Raw genomic sequence first — 16,264 nt, 5'->3', positions numbered from 1 at the left:
TATGTTAATTTATCTATTATTTCTTGATGCCTTGATAAATGCTGGAGGCTCCGAAAAATTGAGGCATAATCTTTACGTCTGTATATCCGGCTTGTTCGAATCGTTTTTTTAATGCTTCGCCGTATGGGAAGTTTAAAGCGGATTTTGAAAGGTACTTATAGGCAGTTTTATCTTTGCTAAACATGCGGCTCAATAAAGGCATGATCCATTTGGTGTAGATTAAATGACCAGACTTGAGGATAAAATTTTGAGGCACGGATGTTTCAAGGACGATTAGCTGACCTCCTGGAGCAGTAACGCGATAGATCTCTTGTAAACATTTGTCCAGGTTTTCGAAATTTCGAATGCCATAAGTAATGCTGATTGCGTCAAAAGTATTGTTTGGGAATTCTAGGTTTTCAGCGTCTTGTTGATCAAGTTTAATTCTGTTTTCCAAGCCCAACTGTTTTACTTTCTCTTCAGCTACGGCGAGCATTCCTTCTGAAATGTCTGTTCCGATAATTTCCGAGGCTTTGCTATTAGCAAAAAGCAGGAGCATATCTCCGGTTCCGGTTGCAATGTCCAAGATTTTATTGGGGCTTTTTGCTGCGACAAGGTTGTAGACATTTTTCTTCCAACCTTTTTCCATTCCAAAAGTAATGACCTTGTTGAGTTTGTCGTAATTCCCTGAAATGGAATTGAACATTTTTCTCACCTGCACATGTTTTTGCTCTTGAGATGCCTGATCGGGAAGAATAATCTTGTTGTCGCTCATTCTTAAATTTTTATTATCTGCCAAAGGTAAGGTAATTCAAGGATAAAACAGACTTTTTGGAGGGAAAATCTAAGGGTATTGGAGCTAGAATAAAGGATATGCTGGAGTGTTTGTAAAAAAATCAGCAGTAACCAATTGATTACTGCTGACCTTCTTTTATTCTCTTAATCTGAATGTCTCAGATTGGTTGTGCAAATTAATTCACGTCCCAGAAAATTTTACTGGTCTGTGGATCGATGTCTCCTTGTGCTGTTACATTTGCATTGTTGTAACTGTATTCGCTTTGAGGGTACATCAAACGAAGAGGTATTTTACGTCCTTGAATATTAGGGTTTGCAGACAAAGGAACGTCGGTAGGAAATCCCAACCTTCTATAATCTACCCATGCTTCGAAGTTGTTGATACTTGGAAGGGATAGATATTTTTGATTGATGATCAACTCCAGTTTGTTTGCTGCGTTGTCCCAATTTGCAGAATTGGCAAGTAAATCCGTTGCTTCAGCTTGTGCATTGGTTACATTTAGCCATTTGAAGGATTCCGATACTGCATTTTCATAAGTTGTCTTAGCATTTCCAGCTAGCCAACCGCGTTGAGTTGCTTCAGCTTGAAGGAATAAGCTCTCCACAGAGGTAAAGAACCACATCGGGGCAGAGCCAGAAGAAACGATGCCTGGGCCAACTACCCTAGATTGGTTCGCAGAATACAATCCTTGAACAGTAGGGCCTCCGAAAATAGCGCCTACATATTCAATGTTAGGGTCTACCGGTGAATCAGCCTTATCGAAAAGATATTGATACCGGATGTCGTTGTTGGAAACATATCTGTCTAATAAATATGCGCTTACCCTATTGAAAGCATCGGTTTCAATTCCACTCTGGTCTGCTACATATGACATATAGACAGGGTTTACTTGGCCTTCGTTATTGGCAAAGCTTAAGGTTAAATTAGCTGAATTACCGGCTTCAATAAATCCGCTACCATCGGCCGTAATTTTTGCAATCTCAGCAGTAGGGTTTTTTGCAAATTCTGATTGGTGAATCAATAATTTAAGGGATTGGGTATTAGCCAGCTTTCTCCACATGGTTAGATCGCCTCCAAAAAGGACATCTGCTGTCGCCGTTGCATCTGAAATTTCAGGATTAGCCTTGAAAATTTGGCGAGCTTCCTCAAGTTGTACAAGTAAATCCGCATAGATGTCTTGTCCCTTTTCGTATGCGGGAGCAATATTTGCATCACCTTTTAATGCGTCTTTATATGGCACATTATTGTACATGTCAACCAGGTACATAAAGCCAATAGCCTTGATTACCTTGGATACACCTAAGAAAAAAGTTTCATTAGTTGCTTCCGCTTTTTGAGCCATTAATTCAGCGTCGTTTAGGACGTCAAACCAAGTGGTTGTGCTGTTTGCCCATTGACCTTGTTGGAAAGCAGGCGTGATGCTGTAATTTTCCAAAGGTAAGCTTGGGCCATAACTAGCGCCACGACCATAATATCCGGTCCAAGAAGCTGCAAAGGAGTATTGAGTTCCCATTCTTGTTGCTGTCTGCTTCAGTACCATTGGTAAAATGTACTGCGGAGTGACAGAAGCAATCGTAGGTCTATTTGGGTTGGTGTTGATGTCAAAGAAACTATCTTTACAACCCGACAATACTAATGAAGTTGCTAGTATTGCCAATAATATTTTTTGTTTCATTTTCTTCTCGATTAAATTAGAACCTAGCATTTATTGTAAACCCAAAATTTCTAACAGGTGGGTTTGAAGTGTCATTGACATTGCCATAAGCATTCGGGTAATCAGAAGCCATGCTGTCAAAATCAGGGTCCATGAATTTGTTTTCTTTAGGAAGCCATAAAGCTAAATTTCTTCCAACAAACGCGATAGAAAGACCTTTCAAGGTTTTCTGTCTTGCTGAAAGCCATGCTTCAGGAATATCATACGATAATGCCAATTCCCTAAATCTCCAATGGTTTGCACTTACAATAAAATTAGATGCGGTATTTCCGAATTCTCCTGTATAGTAGTTGTAAATAGGTTCGTTTTCACCAATTTTAGCAGTGGTGTTAGGGATGTATGAACCTGGGTTGTTGGGATCTTCAATCACAGAGTTAGGCAGGATAAAAGGTTCGCGGTTGTTGTAAGCTGTCGCTTCAGATACACCGGTCCAAGCCATTGCAGAACCTAATCCAAAGAATGAAGTTACGTGGCCACCTTTATATTCAAATAACGCTGAAAGGTTGAAGTTTTTGTAGTTTACAGATGGGTTCAATCCGATGATCCATTTTGGAAGTGTTCTTCCAAAGTTTACATTGGTTGATGATGTGAAAGGGCGACCATCTGCTTCACTTACAATGATATGGCCTTGGTCGTCTCTCTCGTAGTCAGTACCACGCATAACAAATGCTGGTTCACCCACGATAGCATAGTTTCCTGCTGCAATATAACCACCGATAGCAAGTTCTTTTTGGTTCAATCCCTGAGCTTCGTAGATGCTCGTTACTTCTGAATCATTCCAAAGGAAATTTCCTCTGAAGTTGATACCGCCATCATTAAATTTAATTAATGGAGATAGGTTGAAGTCAAAATCAACACCTTTACTGTTGAAAGATGCAGCATTGGTGTTCGTTCTTGAGTAACCTGAAGCTTCTGAAGTACTTACCCTGATAATTTGATCAGTATTCTTCGAGAAGAAGTAAGTTGCTTCTAATGTTAATCTATTGTTCCAGAATCCTGCTTCAAAACCTGCTTCAGTTGTGTTGATACGTTCTGGTTTCAGGTTGTAGTTATAGGATTCATTGTTAGCAGTCAAGCCAGAAACTACACCGAAAGGGAATCCGTTGGCTTGAGAGAAAGTTGCCTCAAGGAAGTAAGGGCTAATGTCTGAATTGGCAGTTTTGGTCCAAGCACCTCTTATTTTCAAATAATTAAAGAAATCAGAAGTGATGTCAAGAGCATCTGAAACCACTACTGCAGCATTCACTCCAGGGTAGAAGTATGAATTGTTTCCTGGAGCCAAAGTTGAAGTTTTGTCCCAACGGCCAGTGAATTCTAAATTAGCCCAATTTTTGTAATTGAAACCGGCACTTCCGTAGGTAGAGAACAATCTCGTTTTATAACCGTCAGAGTTTCCAGTTAAGTTTCCTGTTCTGATGCTGATGTTATATAGTTCTGGGATTACTAGGTTGCCTGCACCAACTGTTGTTGCTCTGTATTCGTTCTGTCTTACAAAGGTTCCTAAGATACCGTTGAATTTGAAATCGTCATTGATTTGTTTAGTAACATTCGCAAAGAGTTCAGAAGTCAAGATAGTTTGGTTATAGCTATATTCCTCTAATGAAGATGGGATTGGGGTTTTACCGCGAGACTGTCCGAATGGGGTTGATTTAGTACCTACAGTAAGGTCTCGCTCTGCAATTCCTCTAGAAGTTAAACTTGCACGGTAAGTGAAGTCTAACCAGTCGAACGGTTTTAGGCCAAGGTCGATATTAGTAATTAAATCTTGCTTTTTACCTGTTGTACGCCAGTTATCAAGAGTGAAATATGGGTTTAAGCCATAGTTGGTAAACCAATTTTCGTAAGTCGCGAATTTATCGTTTTTGTAATCTTTGTATTTGGTAAGCGGAATATGTGCAGGTGTATTGATCAACTGGCTGAAAAGACCGTCATTACCGCCAGTACCTTGGGCAGTGAAGTAATCCTCTGGACCCGATTGGTTAAAGGTATTGTAGTTCTGTTGGGAGTAGTTGAAGTTTGCCCCTGCTCTGAACATACCAAATTCACGTTTTGCATTTAAGCGAATACCGTTTCTTCTGTTTTTATCACCCGGTACTATACCTTTGATATCTGAGTTTTCTAAACTTAAGAAGAAATCTTTCGCGTTAATAGATACGTTGGTTTGGTTAGTAACACCAGTGTCGTAGAATTTTTCGCGTTCATCTGTACCTACGTAAGGAGTAGTCTGTTGGCTACCATCAGGTAATTGAGGGCCAATATCTGCAATTTGTCCGTCGTAAGCTGGTCCCCAAGACCAGTTTTCTACTGGGTCAATAATTCCATCGTAACCTTGTCCAAATTGTTTTTGCAATTTTGGAAAGAAGGAGATGTTTTGCCATTGGGTAGAATGGCTGACATTAATGTCAGTTCTTTCAGACCCACTTTTGGTATTAACCAAAATTACCCCATTACGAGCATCAGGACCATAGATTGCAGCCGCTGCAGCACCTTTTAAAACGGATACATTTTCTACGTCATTTGGATTTAGGGAAGATAGATATTTAATGTCCATCTGTACCCCATTCAATACTAGTAAAGGGTTGTTGTTACCAGTTAATGATCTGATACCACGTAAATTGATACGGACATCTTCAAAAACTCCAGAATTGGAAGTGGTGACATTCAAACCTGAAACTTTACCTTGTAATCCATTTGCGATGTTTACTGCGCTGGCTTTGTTTACGGTTTTGCTATCTACCTGTTCAGCAGAATAACCTAATTCTCTTTTTTCTCTTTTAACCCCTAAAGCCGTTACGATCACTTCTTCAAGTTCGTTGTCAGAGGAGGTTAATTGCACATTTACAGTAGATTGGTTTCCTACTGCTACTCTTTGTGTTGCATATCCAATGTAAGAAAATACAAGGGTTGCATTTTCTCTAGATACATCGATGGTGTAGTTACCATCACCATCAGACTGGGTTGCAGTATTAGTTCCATCAACACGGATTGAAACCCCACTTAAGGAGTTGCCATCCGAGGCCGAAGTCACTTTACCGCTTACCTGCCTTAGTTGTGCATTTGCTACTCCTACGAATAGCAAGCACAGCAGAATAACGCTGAGTAATCTTTGTTTCATAATACTTCGTTGTTCGTAAATAAATTTTGTTAGTAATACTATTTGTTAAACATTTTCAATAAGTGAAGGCTTATTGATTTCATAATTATTGATTGTGTCAAATATAGAAAAACTTTAACATTTATAAACAAACTTAAATATTACTAAGAAAATATAATACTCTAATGATAATTCGATTAATAAATAAAAGAATATACCATGTTTGCGGTATAAGTTTGAAAATAGTGGGTTTATTTTAGTTAAATCAAGATTTTTATTGATTAGTAAGCGTTGAATAGATCAATTTTGGAGAGTTTATTAAAGTTTTGATAAAATATCTAATTTGGTCTGTAAAAATATTAATTAATTAAAAATCAATAAGTTAATTAATTGAACAGTTTTTTGTAACAAGTTTGATTGATTTTTCAATTTAGGGGTTAGATAATGACTTAATTACCAAGGCTATTTTATGGAAAGAACTAAAGTGCCTAAAATAATTAGTCCTGCTCCAATTGCAGTTTTTACCGTGAGGGCTTCTTTTAGGAAGATTATGGATAGGATGATGGTAATGGCGACGCTTAATTTATCAATTGCAGCGACTTGAGGGACATTGCCGAGTTGTAAGGCTTTGAAATAGAATATCCAAGATAGTCCGGTCCCAATACCTGATAGGATCAACAATAAGATATTCTGTTTTGAGATGCTTCCCATATCTTTCAGTTCGACTTTGACTAAAACGATGCTCCAAATCATAAATAATACAATGACTGTACGAATAGCTGTGGTTCAGTTGGAGTTGATCTGAGAGACTCCGATTTTTGCGAATATAGCAGTCAGTGCTGCAAATAGGGCCGATAGTAATGCATAAAAGATCCACATAATAATTAGGAATTTAGAATACTCTACAAAAACTCAAGCCAATAGTTTTGTTTTGGTAATAAGGCATTATCATGGAGGCAATTTGTGTGTCCTTTTTAGTTAATAGCCTGTTTATTACAGGATAAGACCAATATGCCAATTCTGTGGATAGAATTCCAAATCCTGCTCCAGCAACTACATCACCGACCCAATGCCTATTATTGATAGTTCGGTAAACGCCAGTGAACAGCGCGAAGGAATAGCCTGAGATTCCAAGCCAAATATTACTGTCCTTGTATTCCCTGAACATAAATTGTGCTGAAGAAAATGCTGTAGAGGTATGTCCGGAAGGAAATGAAAGGTTATTCGAGCCATCAGGTCTTTCCTCATGGATTATGTGTTTTAAAGGCAATACCATTGCCGCATTGAACATTTGGGAAGTGAGGTAGATTATTGTTCTATCGCGCAAATTGTGTTTTCCTTTTATTCCGGTCGCATTCAGACCGTATACTAACAAGGCAGGGGCATATTGGGTGTAATTATCTAGCTGTATGTGATCCGGTTGATGTTCATATATTTCATATCGAGTGGAGCTATTGAGTTCTTTCAGGGATTCATTGGTCAAGCTTGCAACTCCAAACCCTATGAACACTGCCGGAGCAATGAGCTGCCTGTAATCTAATTTATAGTTATTTGTAAGGTGCTGGGCTTGAAGGTCAATTTTGACTGGATTATTTTTGCTAGTGCTATCTTGGATTTGAGCAGAAACTCTAACCATACTGGATAGCACGTAGACCAAAGTAATTAGTGTGACTCTAAATTTTATAAGCATTCTAATGATCTTTCTTTAATTGTTGACAATATCATAGGTGATTTAGAAGAAATTTTGAATTTCTAGACTTTAAACTTGTACAGCCGATTATCTTTATAGCAATTGAATTCGCAATTTGGATCCCTGTGATTTTATCATCTAGCGAGTTTTTTGCTGAAATAATGATTGCTCCATCTTGCTTGCCTTGAGATTTCAATTCTTCCAATAGCCTCAGTCCATTTCTGTCAGGTAGGCTTATGTCCAATAAGATACAATCATAGCTAAACTGTTCAATTTTATCTGTAGCCTCCGCGAAGGTATTCGCTACTTCACAGCGGTATTTTTCTTCAGATAGATATTGAACCATGCTTTTTGCCAATTCGATTTCGTCTTCAATAATCAGGATTTTCATTTCATCGAAATAATTTCATGTAATTAAAGGTACAATTTTGAAGAAATTTTGAAGATGGTTTACTTCTTTCCATTTTTCGATGATTTTTTCTTATCTTATGGAGAGCATTAATCAATACTAACCCAAAAAACTAAGATGCATCTTCTTCCTAAACTATTTTTTGCTAATGTGCTATGTCTATCCATGATCATGGCCTTGATCATTCCTTTCGCAAGTGCCCAACAAAAGGCCATTTCATTCTATGTTTCTCCAAAGGGATCTGATCAGCATGAGGGGACCAAAGCTAAACCTTTTGCTTCTGCAGAATATGCATTAGCACAAATCCAAAAATATAAAAAAGCACATCCAGATCAAGCTGTTGAAATGCTAATCGAAGATGGGAAGTATTATTTGTCAAAACCCCTTGAAATAAATGTTGATGGCTTGACCATAAAAGCGATAAATGAAAGGAAGGTGATTTTTTCTGCTGCCCAAAAACTGAACCTGAAATGGACAAAATCCAAGAACAATATGTGGACTGCAAAAGTGCCAGCAGGTTTGCAATTTCAGCGACTTTATGCCAATGGTGAACTTTTAATCCGGGCAAGATATCCCAATTATGACCCTAATATCCTTCCATTTAATGGATATGCTGAAGATGCCATTAGCCCAGAGCGAGTAAAAGGCTGGAAGAACCCCAATGGGGCAATTGTCCATGCTTTGCATATTGGTAGATGGGGTGGGTTTCATTATTTGGTAACTGGCAAGGATGCAAATGGAGAATTGAGATTAGAGGGCGGCCTTCAGAATAACCGTCCGAGTAAAATGCATGAAAGATACCGATTTGTAGAAAATGTTTTTGAGGAACTGGATGCAGTGAATGAATGGTACCTTGATAAATCATCTTCAACTTTATCTCTGAATTTCGGAGATCAGGATCCTAATAAAATTGAATTTGAAGCGCCTCAATTGGAGTCTTTGATTTCGATAAAAGGATCGATGGAACGACCTGTTCGAAATGTTCATGTCAGTGGTATCCGCTTTGTACATACCGATCCAACTTTTATGAAGACTGAAGAACCATTGTTGCGAAGTGATTGGACGATTTATAGGCAAGCTGCAGTTCGTTTTGAAGGAGCTGAAAATTGCAGTGTTTCTAATTCGGACTTTATCGATCTGGGTGGAAATGCTGTTTTCTTGAGTAATTATAACCGAGGGGTAAAGGTTCGTGGGAATTTAATAGAGCAGATTGGTGGAGGAGCAATTAATTTCGTTGGTGATCCTAATGCAGTTCGTAGTCCTTCCTTCCGATATGAGAAATTTGTTCCCGAAAATGAAATGGACATTATTCCTGGGCCAACAACAGAGAACTATCCTGCAGATTGTGAGGCCAGCGATAATGTCATCAGAAACATCGGTTTGATTGAAAAACAGGTTGCAGGGGTACAAATTTCGATGTCAGCAAGGATTTCGGTGCTTCATAATAGTATTTATGATGTTCCAAGGGCGGGAATAAATGTAGGAGATGGAACTTGGGGTGGACATCAGATTTCATTTAATGATGTATTTAACACCGTTTTGGAAACGAGTGATCATGGCGCGTTCAACTCATGGGGAAGAGACCGTTTCTGGCATCCAGACAGAAAAGAGATGGATCGAATTGTAGAAGCCCATCCAGATTGGATAAAATTGGATGCTATCGAAACGACCGTCATCAGTAACAATAGGTTTAGTTGCGATCATGGCTGGGATATAGACTTAGATGATGGTTCCTCCAATTATGAAATATTTAATAATCTATGTCTGAGTGGAGGGTTGAAACTGCGAGAAGGTTTCTATAGAACTGTCTACAATAATATTATGATCAATAATGGCTTTCATCCCCATGTATGGTTCAAAAACAGCCATGATGTATTTAGAAATAATATTGTGATGCATGCGCATCAGGATATACAGGTTAACTTTTGGGGAGATCAAGTGGATGAAAACAATTATACCAATGCTATGGATCTGGAAATTGACCAGGCCAAAGGAGTGGACAAGAATTCCACAGTTCTAGAGTTAAATTTTACAGATGTTGCAACAGGTAAATTTGAGGTTGTTTCCGGAAGCCTGAAAAACTTCCAGCCATTGAATTTGGAAGAAGTTGGAGTTAGAGATCCAAGGCTAAAAAGGCTGATCGATTTACCACATATTCCAGAAATCCACAAAGAAGGTAATATTTCAAAGGGTGTTATTTTCAATTGGAAAGGAGCAAAACTAAAGTCCATTGAATCTTTAGGAGAACAATCAGCTGCCGGTTTGCCAAGCATGGCAGGTGTTTTGGTTTTAGAGCTAGATCCTTCCTCTCCACTTGCGAAAGCAGGAGTTCAAAAGTCAGATGTCATTGTAGGTTGTCAAGGAGTAGAGATTAAGGATGTGAATGGCCTTCAACTTGTTTTAAAAAGGGACCAGTATATGAATAAATTGAATGTTGAGATTTTTAGGAACCAAGAAAGAAAATCAATTCAGGTCAATTTATGATTGTTAAATCCCTTGCATGGATCTGATTATTTTTATGAACTCTGCTGGATGTTCATCATGGAAACCATGCCCTGAATTGACGGTGATCAACTTGCAATCGGGAATTAAGTTTTCAGCTTTATTTGCGTCTTCATCAGACATAGCAGCCATGAGAATACTATTTTCATCGTACTGTGGCCATTTGGAGTTTTTTGCGAAAATCAATGTTGTAGGACAGTAAATCTTTTTTATAATTTCAGCTTGATCAAAATTTTCAAACCAAGAACAGTCGTAAAAAGTGTCAGCAAATCTTTTATCGTATCTATTATCGGATGCTGACTCCCAAATTTTATTTATTGCCAAAGGAAGATATCCAATCCTGAAAATTCTATTTGGATGCTTTTTTCGAAACCTGTTTGCTTTAGCAATAATGATTTTCCAAATGCCCTTGAATTTATTTTTCCAGTAGCTTCTTGGGAGATAAAAGATTAAGAAATCTTTCACTTCGGACTGCTGAAGAAATTCATGAGCAACACGAAAGTTATCTTGCCAAGCGATGGTTTTCTGGCAACGGTCTTTCTCTGTTGAAAATAATGGGGGGTCTTCGAGAACAGTGCTTTGTACCCGGATATGATTTGCCGAGATCCATGCTGATAATAATCCTCCAGAAGAATGGCCGGATAAATAAACTGGTTCTTTAATTACATGATCTATGAACCATATAAAATCTGTACCCATTTTTTCGGCGCTATAGCTTTTTGCTGCGTGCGAAGATTTGCCGTGACCATGGCAATCCACTGCGAATACATGGAAATCTTGAGATAATTCTGGAAGTACTTTTGCATAATTTTTCCAATCTACCCCTTGGCCATGGATCAACAGCAAAGCAGGTCCATTATCCGGACCTTCACCATAATTTAAAACTATTCCATTTTCCAATGAAACCTGTTTTTCTTCGAATCCATATTCAGAAATTTTTAGGCGCTCTCTTTCTTCAGAGTGCAAATTATGCTCCTCATAAATGAAATAAAGGATTGTCAAAAGCGCCAAGATGCTAATAATAATTATTAGTAGGTTCATCACTTCAGGTTTTCAGATAAATTGGAAAAAGTTACCTCCAAATTTAAATAAATATTTTTACCGATTGTTGATAATTTTTTCATTATTACGAGAAACAATTCCATTCATAACATGTTCATTTATTATAATAGCTTAAATAAAATATTAAAACGTAATAATATGAATATCAGTAATTTGATCGAACAGCTCGGCGGTGAAGATTTGTTAAATTATGAGAGTAAGGCAGTACAGAAAGATCTGCTTCATTTGCCTTCTCCAACCTTTATTGATGATGTATATGGACCGACTGACAGAAGTCCTCAGGTTTTACGAAGTTTGGGTAATTTATTTGGGCATGGAAGGTTGGCTGGAACGGGATATCTTTCCATTCTTCCAGTTGACCAAGGAATAGAGCATAGTGCCGGAGCTTCATTTGCTGCAAATCCTATTTATTTTGATCCTGAGAATATTGTGAAGTTGGCTATCGAAGGTGGGTGTAATGCTGTCGCTTCTACCTTTGGTGTTTTAGGGGCTGTGTCAAGGAAATATGCCCATAAAATTCCTTTTGTTGTAAAAATAAATCACAATGAGTTATTGAGCTATCCTAATAAAAGTGATCAGATCCTATATGGGACAGTGCGAGAGGCTTGGAATATGGGTGCAGCTGCGGTAGGTGCAACGATTTACTTTGGATCTGAAGAGTCGGGAAGACAGATTGTTGAAGTCAGCAAAGCCTTTCAAGAAGCCCATAGTCTTGGGATGGCAACCATACTTTGGTGCTATCTGCGTAATGATGCATTTAAAAAAGATGGTGTAGATTATCACCTAGCTGCTGATTTGACGGGTCAAGCCAATCATTTAGGAGTGACTATAGAAGCTGATATTATTAAGCAGAAGCTTCCTGAAGTAAATGGAGGTTATAAAGCCTTGAATTTAGGGAATAGCAGCTATGGAAAGCTTGATGAAAGAATGTATAGTGAGTTGAGCTCTAATCATCCTATTGATCTCTGCCGTTATCAAGTGTTAAATTGTTTTGCAGGTAGGTCGGGATTGATTAATTCTGGAGGAGCGTCTGGTAAGAATGACCTTAGGGATGCCTTGCAAACTGCAGTAATCAATAAAAGAGCAGGCGGGACGGGCTTAATTAGTGGTAGAAAAGCTTTTCAAAAACCAATGAAAGAAGGAGTGGAGTTGCTTCATGGAATTCAAGATGTCTATCTAATGAAAGAAGTGACTATAGCATAGATTACAGATGAATAAAGGGGCAAAATATTATTTGCCCCTTTATTCTTCATTTTTATTGCCTTCAGGATCTTCACCCATAGCATATTTTCGGATGATATGCTCACTAGCAAGTTTAAGTCCTCTTTCGCTATGTTCGGGATGTAAACCGGCGTCTGTGAAAAACTCGACTTCATTATTGACTTTTGAATACCAAATTCTATTGACGTCCTTAAGGCCTAAGGTATCATATCTAGTGATTTTCCTGAAGTTTTTTAACTTATCTTCATCCAATGCAATAACTTGTTGTTTCCACATATTATTGTCCTGACAGTCTACAACAATATACCTGTCCTTGAACCAGCACATGCATTCCTTTCTATCCTTCAAAGTAATATAGCCTAAGCTTGCTGCAATTAATCCACCTGAGCTGACCCACAACAATGCCTTTTTGCTGAATTTTGAAGGAATAGATTTAACATTTGAAGTTGAGGCTTCATCCTCCGGCGTTTTCTTAATAGGAACTGGAACCTTCTGTCCATCAATTTGCGAAGGACGATTTAATGGTATTTTAGTCACTTCTGATTGTAGATTTTTATCCTGCTCCATCCAATCATCAATTTTAAAGGGTCTAGGTTGAAAATCAATCAAAACCGCTAAAAGTTTGACTATGGTTTCATCAGGCTTACTGGTTTTTCTGTCAATAAAGTATCGAATTGGTTTTAATTTGTCGATGTCTATGCCAGCAATTGCCCTTTCTAAATCTCCAAGATCATCATTCAAAATAAAAAAATCTCTAAATGTTTTCTTGTCATCAGGATTCATTCCTGTATTCACTAAAAATAAGGCATAGTCTCTTAGATTAGCAGAGGTTGGATTTGCTAATCGAGCATGTAGTTCATTGTTTTTGTGTTTTTCCCAATAGCTGGCAAGAACACGTTCTTTAAATTTATTGAATGCTGACATTCCTTGAATTTAATGTTTTTCTCTCCCCAAGATTTACGAATTCGTAATTCTAATTAATAATACATTTCAAACATAAAAACTGTTTCACAGCTGATTTCACTGGAAATACCGGAATTCACATGGAAATACCGGAAATATCGGAAATGGTTGATTATGAACGGTTTTTAGTGCGTTAGTTTTGCTTTTGAAATCAGCGGTTAATAGTGTGTTTGTGCTTTCAAGGAAAGATACAAAAGAGATTTCAATATTGGGGAATTCATGAACCTCAATTCCAAAAAATTCAGAAGGCCTTCTGGAAAATTTTCTAGCAATCCCACACAAGGTGTGTGCGGACCTAGCAGGCTTTTACATTCTAATTTTTTGAGAAATGTGGTACTTAATCTTATACCATTTAATGAACACTGGCAATCCAACTATGCCAATTGAACCGATCAACAATGATCCAGTAATCATGCAGTCCAATACAAATTCTGGCGATGATGATCCAGCTTATGGTGATTTGGGACAGGTGCGACCTCCGCGCCCTAAGAAATAAATTAGTAGATTTGGTTGCCCCCATGGGCAACCAAATTTTAATTTAGAGATTTATGTAGCCATTTTTTATAATGCAACGTCTTATCAGAAAGAATTAACTAATTATATGAAAACCTCTTATTTCCTATTTATAGCGTCGCTATTTATCCAAGTATTTCTAAGTTTCCATTTAGGCTTTAGTCAAGTTGAAAAGCCTTCTCCGGAAATAGGTCTGTCTTGGGCAGCAATTTCAACCCGCAATATTGGTCCATTTGAAAATCTACAAGGAGCAGGGAGTTTTTCGAGTAAAAAGTATTTTGGAATGGATGTTTCTTTCCTATATCCTATTAACAATCGTTTTTCATTTGAAACAGGATTAGGTTTTTCAAAACAGGAGGTTGCTTATCAAGGCGCAATAGTTGATCCCATGATAGAACGTTTTAAAGATACTTTAAGCCTAAAAATCTTTGAAATCCCTATTCTTGCCAACATGAACATGGGGAAGTATTTTTATGCAAATTTGGGACCTATATTGCATTTTGATGTATCTGGACAGTACCAAAATTTAGATAGGCAGAATGGGGTTGGAGCACAATTAGGAATTGGTGCTAAATATAATTTTTCAAGAGTCTGGACTCTTTATTTAGAACCTGCTTTCAAATCTTATAATTTAATACCTTTCGAATCAGATAACCATGTTGATCGTATTAGCCAGTTTGCGGTTAAGGTAGGAGTGAGATATGGGATAAGGTAATTAGATTTGGTTAATTTTTATGTATCTTGAATCTTAATATTCTGAATGTTCAGATTGTAGAGCTACTATGAATAAACCTAAATTTTCCTTTTCCAAAATGTCAAAAAGAAATCACCTTACCACCACTTCGATTTTAATCGTTTTATTATTAATTTCTAACCCTTTTTTCCACTCTTTAGCTCAAAGTTCCTTAAAAAAGCACGAGACCCAAAATCCTTTTTTGGACTTGCCTAATGAAAACCTAAAAAGGTCAATGGCCTTAGTTGATAAAACCATTTTAGCTTATTTCAACCCAAATACTTTTGAAATGAGCCGATATTACAATCCTTTTACTCAAGTGAAGTCTGAAGAAACAGCTAGTGTATGGATGTATACAGCGGGAATAGAAGCAGTAAATGCTATACTTTCTGCATTAAAGTCAAATAAAGAAAATGCTGACCAGAACCTTTATAAATTGAATTATCCTAAATATGAAAAGCTATTGGCTAAATTATATGAAAACCTTGATTATTATTTAGGAACTTTTGAATTGGTTTCATTTACTCAAACGAAAACTTGGTCAGTATATGCGGTTGACCGGGTAAAAGAAAAAGGAAAAGCCAATGTAACTGGGGTTTTGAATGTTTATGATGACCAAATGTGGTTGTTGAGGGAGCTTATACACTCTTATAAACTTACAGGGAACAAGGAATATCTGAAAAAGGCAGAATATCTTACAGCTTATGTTTTGGATGGATGGGATCCAAGTATAGATGAAAATGGAAAAGAAATTGGCGGAATTCCTTGGGGACCTGGTTATACAACCAAGCATGCCTGTAGTAATTCTCCATTGATTAGTTCATTGGTTTGGCTCCATGATATTTATAAAAACAACAATGAGCAGATTGAACATCGCTATATAGATCCAAAAGACGGGAAAACCAGGATGTCAAAAATGGAACCTAAGCAGGAATATTATTTAAGTTTTGCAAAAGCTATTTACAAATGGCAAAAGGATAAGTTATTAACCCATAATGGAGTTTATGCTGATATGATGGGGGGATGCGATCCTGATTGTAGGATTAGATACGAAGAAATTGATGGGAAAAACTATCGCGCAAATACCAAATTGACTAAGGCAGTCGGAGAGGCTTACTCCTATAATTCAGGTACGATGCTGTCTGCTGCGGTTGATTTATACCTTGCTACGGAGGATCTCCAGTTTGATAATGATGCCAAGGAATTGGCAAAGAATAGTTTTTCTCACTTTGCTGTAAAAGGAAAGGAGATTCCCGAATATTATTCCTTTGGCACAGAAGGTTTCAAGAATTGGTTCAATGGAATATTGCTTAGGGGATTTAAGGATTTGGCTATGATTAATAGCAATTATGGACAATATATTCATCCGTTTCAAAAGAACCTTGATTATGGATATAAGCACGCCAACAAAGATGGATTCTTGGCAACCAATCTTCTAAAAGGTTGGGAGGGAAGTAAGGAGCCTAAAGGTTTAGAAGGAATGTTCATGTTTACTTATGCGGCAGAATATGCTTTATTGGCTGAATATTATTATGGATTATAAGAGTTTTACATTCTATTTATTTATCAACTAAATCTCACATTTAAT

The 16,264-nt window shown here is 37.5% G+C and carries 13 protein-coding genes; 5 read left to right on the top strand and 8 right to left on the bottom strand.

Annotation, left to right across the window (positions count from 1 at the left end; genetic code table 11):
* Nucleotides 1-16 precede the first annotated feature (16 nt).
* The 6 genes from ubiE to CKW03_RS12190 all read right to left on the bottom strand — a co-directional run bounded on the left by ubiE (nt 17) and on the right by CKW03_RS12190 (nt 7,664).
* On the bottom strand, nt 17-754 hold the full coding sequence (gene ubiE / locus CKW03_RS12215) for a bifunctional demethylmenaquinone methyltransferase/2-methoxy-6-polyprenyl-1,4-benzoquinol methylase UbiE (RefSeq protein WP_093097324.1): 738 nt from the start codon (nt 752-754) through the stop codon (nt 17-19).
* A gap of 196 nt (nt 755-950) precedes the next feature.
* Complete coding sequence (locus CKW03_RS12210; RefSeq protein ID WP_157739510.1) at nt 951-2,450, bottom strand: SusD/RagB family nutrient-binding outer membrane lipoprotein; 1,500 nt, start codon at nt 2,448-2,450, stop codon at nt 951-953.
* A 16-nt stretch (nt 2,451-2,466) separates the two neighbouring features.
* Complete coding sequence (locus tag CKW03_RS12205; protein ID WP_093097321.1) at nt 2,467-5,604, bottom strand: SusC/RagA family TonB-linked outer membrane protein; 3,138 nt, start codon at nt 5,602-5,604, stop codon at nt 2,467-2,469.
* A 441-nt stretch (nt 5,605-6,045) separates the two neighbouring features.
* Nucleotides 6,046-6,360 (bottom strand): EamA family transporter, encoded by a 315-nt coding sequence (locus CKW03_RS12200; RefSeq protein WP_261772028.1) that lies wholly within the window; start codon nt 6,358-6,360, stop codon nt 6,046-6,048.
* Nucleotides 6,361-6,475: 115 nt separating this feature from the next.
* A complete protein-coding gene (locus CKW03_RS12195; protein WP_093097320.1) occupies nt 6,476-7,273 on the bottom strand; it encodes a phosphatase PAP2 family protein in 798 nt (265 codons plus the stop codon).
* 31 nt (nt 7,274-7,304) lie between these two features.
* Nucleotides 7,305-7,664 (bottom strand): response regulator transcription factor, encoded by a 360-nt coding sequence (locus CKW03_RS12190; protein WP_093097318.1) that lies wholly within the window; start codon nt 7,662-7,664, stop codon nt 7,305-7,307.
* A 135-nt stretch (nt 7,665-7,799) separates the two neighbouring features.
* Here CKW03_RS12190 and CKW03_RS12185 point away from each other — a divergent pair, with 135 nt between their 5' ends.
* Entirely contained in the window at nt 7,800-10,166 is a 2,367-nt protein-coding gene (locus tag CKW03_RS12185) for a PDZ domain-containing protein (RefSeq protein ID WP_093097317.1), read from the top strand.
* Nucleotides 10,167-10,169: 3 nt separating this feature from the next.
* On the opposite strand, the gene CKW03_RS12180 is transcribed toward CKW03_RS12185, so the two are convergent.
* On the bottom strand, nt 10,170-11,225 hold the full coding sequence (locus CKW03_RS12180) for an alpha/beta fold hydrolase (protein ID WP_093097315.1): 1,056 nt from the start codon (nt 11,223-11,225) through the stop codon (nt 10,170-10,172).
* Between the two features lie 159 nt (nt 11,226-11,384).
* Here CKW03_RS12180 and CKW03_RS12175 point away from each other — a divergent pair, with 159 nt between their 5' ends.
* Nucleotides 11,385-12,449 (top strand): class I fructose-bisphosphate aldolase, encoded by a 1,065-nt coding sequence (locus CKW03_RS12175; protein WP_093097812.1) that lies wholly within the window; start codon nt 11,385-11,387, stop codon nt 12,447-12,449.
* A 39-nt stretch (nt 12,450-12,488) separates the two neighbouring features.
* On the opposite strand, the gene CKW03_RS12170 is transcribed toward CKW03_RS12175, so the two are convergent.
* A complete protein-coding gene (locus tag CKW03_RS12170; RefSeq protein WP_093097314.1) occupies nt 12,489-13,391 on the bottom strand; it encodes a hypothetical protein in 903 nt (300 codons plus the stop codon).
* 367 nt (nt 13,392-13,758) lie between these two features.
* Between CKW03_RS12170 and CKW03_RS20440 the strand changes: the two genes are divergently transcribed.
* The 3 genes from CKW03_RS20440 (at nt 13,759) to CKW03_RS12160 (ending at nt 16,219) form a co-directional block, all read left to right on the top strand.
* Nucleotides 13,759-13,926, top strand: a complete 168-nt coding sequence (locus CKW03_RS20440; protein ID WP_157739508.1) for a hypothetical protein — start codon at nt 13,759-13,761, stop codon at nt 13,924-13,926.
* A 105-nt stretch (nt 13,927-14,031) separates the two neighbouring features.
* A complete protein-coding gene (locus CKW03_RS12165) occupies nt 14,032-14,658 on the top strand; it encodes an outer membrane beta-barrel protein (protein WP_093097312.1) in 627 nt (208 codons plus the stop codon).
* A 253-nt stretch (nt 14,659-14,911) separates the two neighbouring features.
* A complete protein-coding gene (locus CKW03_RS12160) occupies nt 14,912-16,219 on the top strand; it encodes a glycoside hydrolase family 76 protein (RefSeq protein WP_197700937.1) in 1,308 nt (435 codons plus the stop codon).
* Nucleotides 16,220-16,264 lie beyond the last annotated feature (45 nt).

It is taken from the genome of Sphingobacterium mizutaii (assembly GCF_900187125.1).
GTDB classification, from domain to species: domain Bacteria; phylum Bacteroidota; class Bacteroidia; order Sphingobacteriales; family Sphingobacteriaceae; genus Sphingobacterium; species Sphingobacterium mizutaii.
The sequence above is the reverse complement of the archived record's forward strand: the minus strand, read 5'-3'. Positions and strand labels throughout refer to the sequence as shown.

Coding starts and splice junctions, on each gene's coding strand:
- ubiE (WP_093097324.1), bottom strand. CDS start 754: ATGAGCGACAACAAGATTATTCTTCCCGATCAGGCATCTCAAGAGCAA.
- CKW03_RS12210 (WP_157739510.1), bottom strand. CDS start 2,450: ATGAAACAAAAAATATTATTGGCAATACTAGCAACTTCATTAGTATTG.
- CKW03_RS12205 (WP_093097321.1), bottom strand. CDS start 5,604: ATGAAACAAAGATTACTCAGCGTTATTCTGCTGTGCTTGCTATTCGTA.
- CKW03_RS12195 (WP_093097320.1), bottom strand. CDS start 7,273: ATGCTTATAAAATTTAGAGTCACACTAATTACTTTGGTCTACGTGCTA.
- CKW03_RS12190 (WP_093097318.1), bottom strand. CDS start 7,664: ATGAAAATCCTGATTATTGAAGACGAAATCGAATTGGCAAAAAGCATG.
- CKW03_RS12185 (WP_093097317.1), top strand. CDS start 7,800: ATGCATCTTCTTCCTAAACTATTTTTTGCTAATGTGCTATGTCTATCC.
- CKW03_RS12180 (WP_093097315.1), bottom strand. CDS start 11,225: ATGAACCTACTAATAATTATTATTAGCATCTTGGCGCTTTTGACAATC.
- CKW03_RS12175 (WP_093097812.1), top strand. CDS start 11,385: ATGAATATCAGTAATTTGATCGAACAGCTCGGCGGTGAAGATTTGTTA.
- CKW03_RS12170 (WP_093097314.1), bottom strand. CDS start 13,391: ATGTCAGCATTCAATAAATTTAAAGAACGTGTTCTTGCCAGCTATTGG.
- CKW03_RS20440 (WP_157739508.1), top strand. CDS start 13,759: ATGTGGTACTTAATCTTATACCATTTAATGAACACTGGCAATCCAACT.
- CKW03_RS12165 (WP_093097312.1), top strand. CDS start 14,032: ATGAAAACCTCTTATTTCCTATTTATAGCGTCGCTATTTATCCAAGTA.
- CKW03_RS12160 (WP_197700937.1), top strand. CDS start 14,912: ATGGCCTTAGTTGATAAAACCATTTTAGCTTATTTCAACCCAAATACT.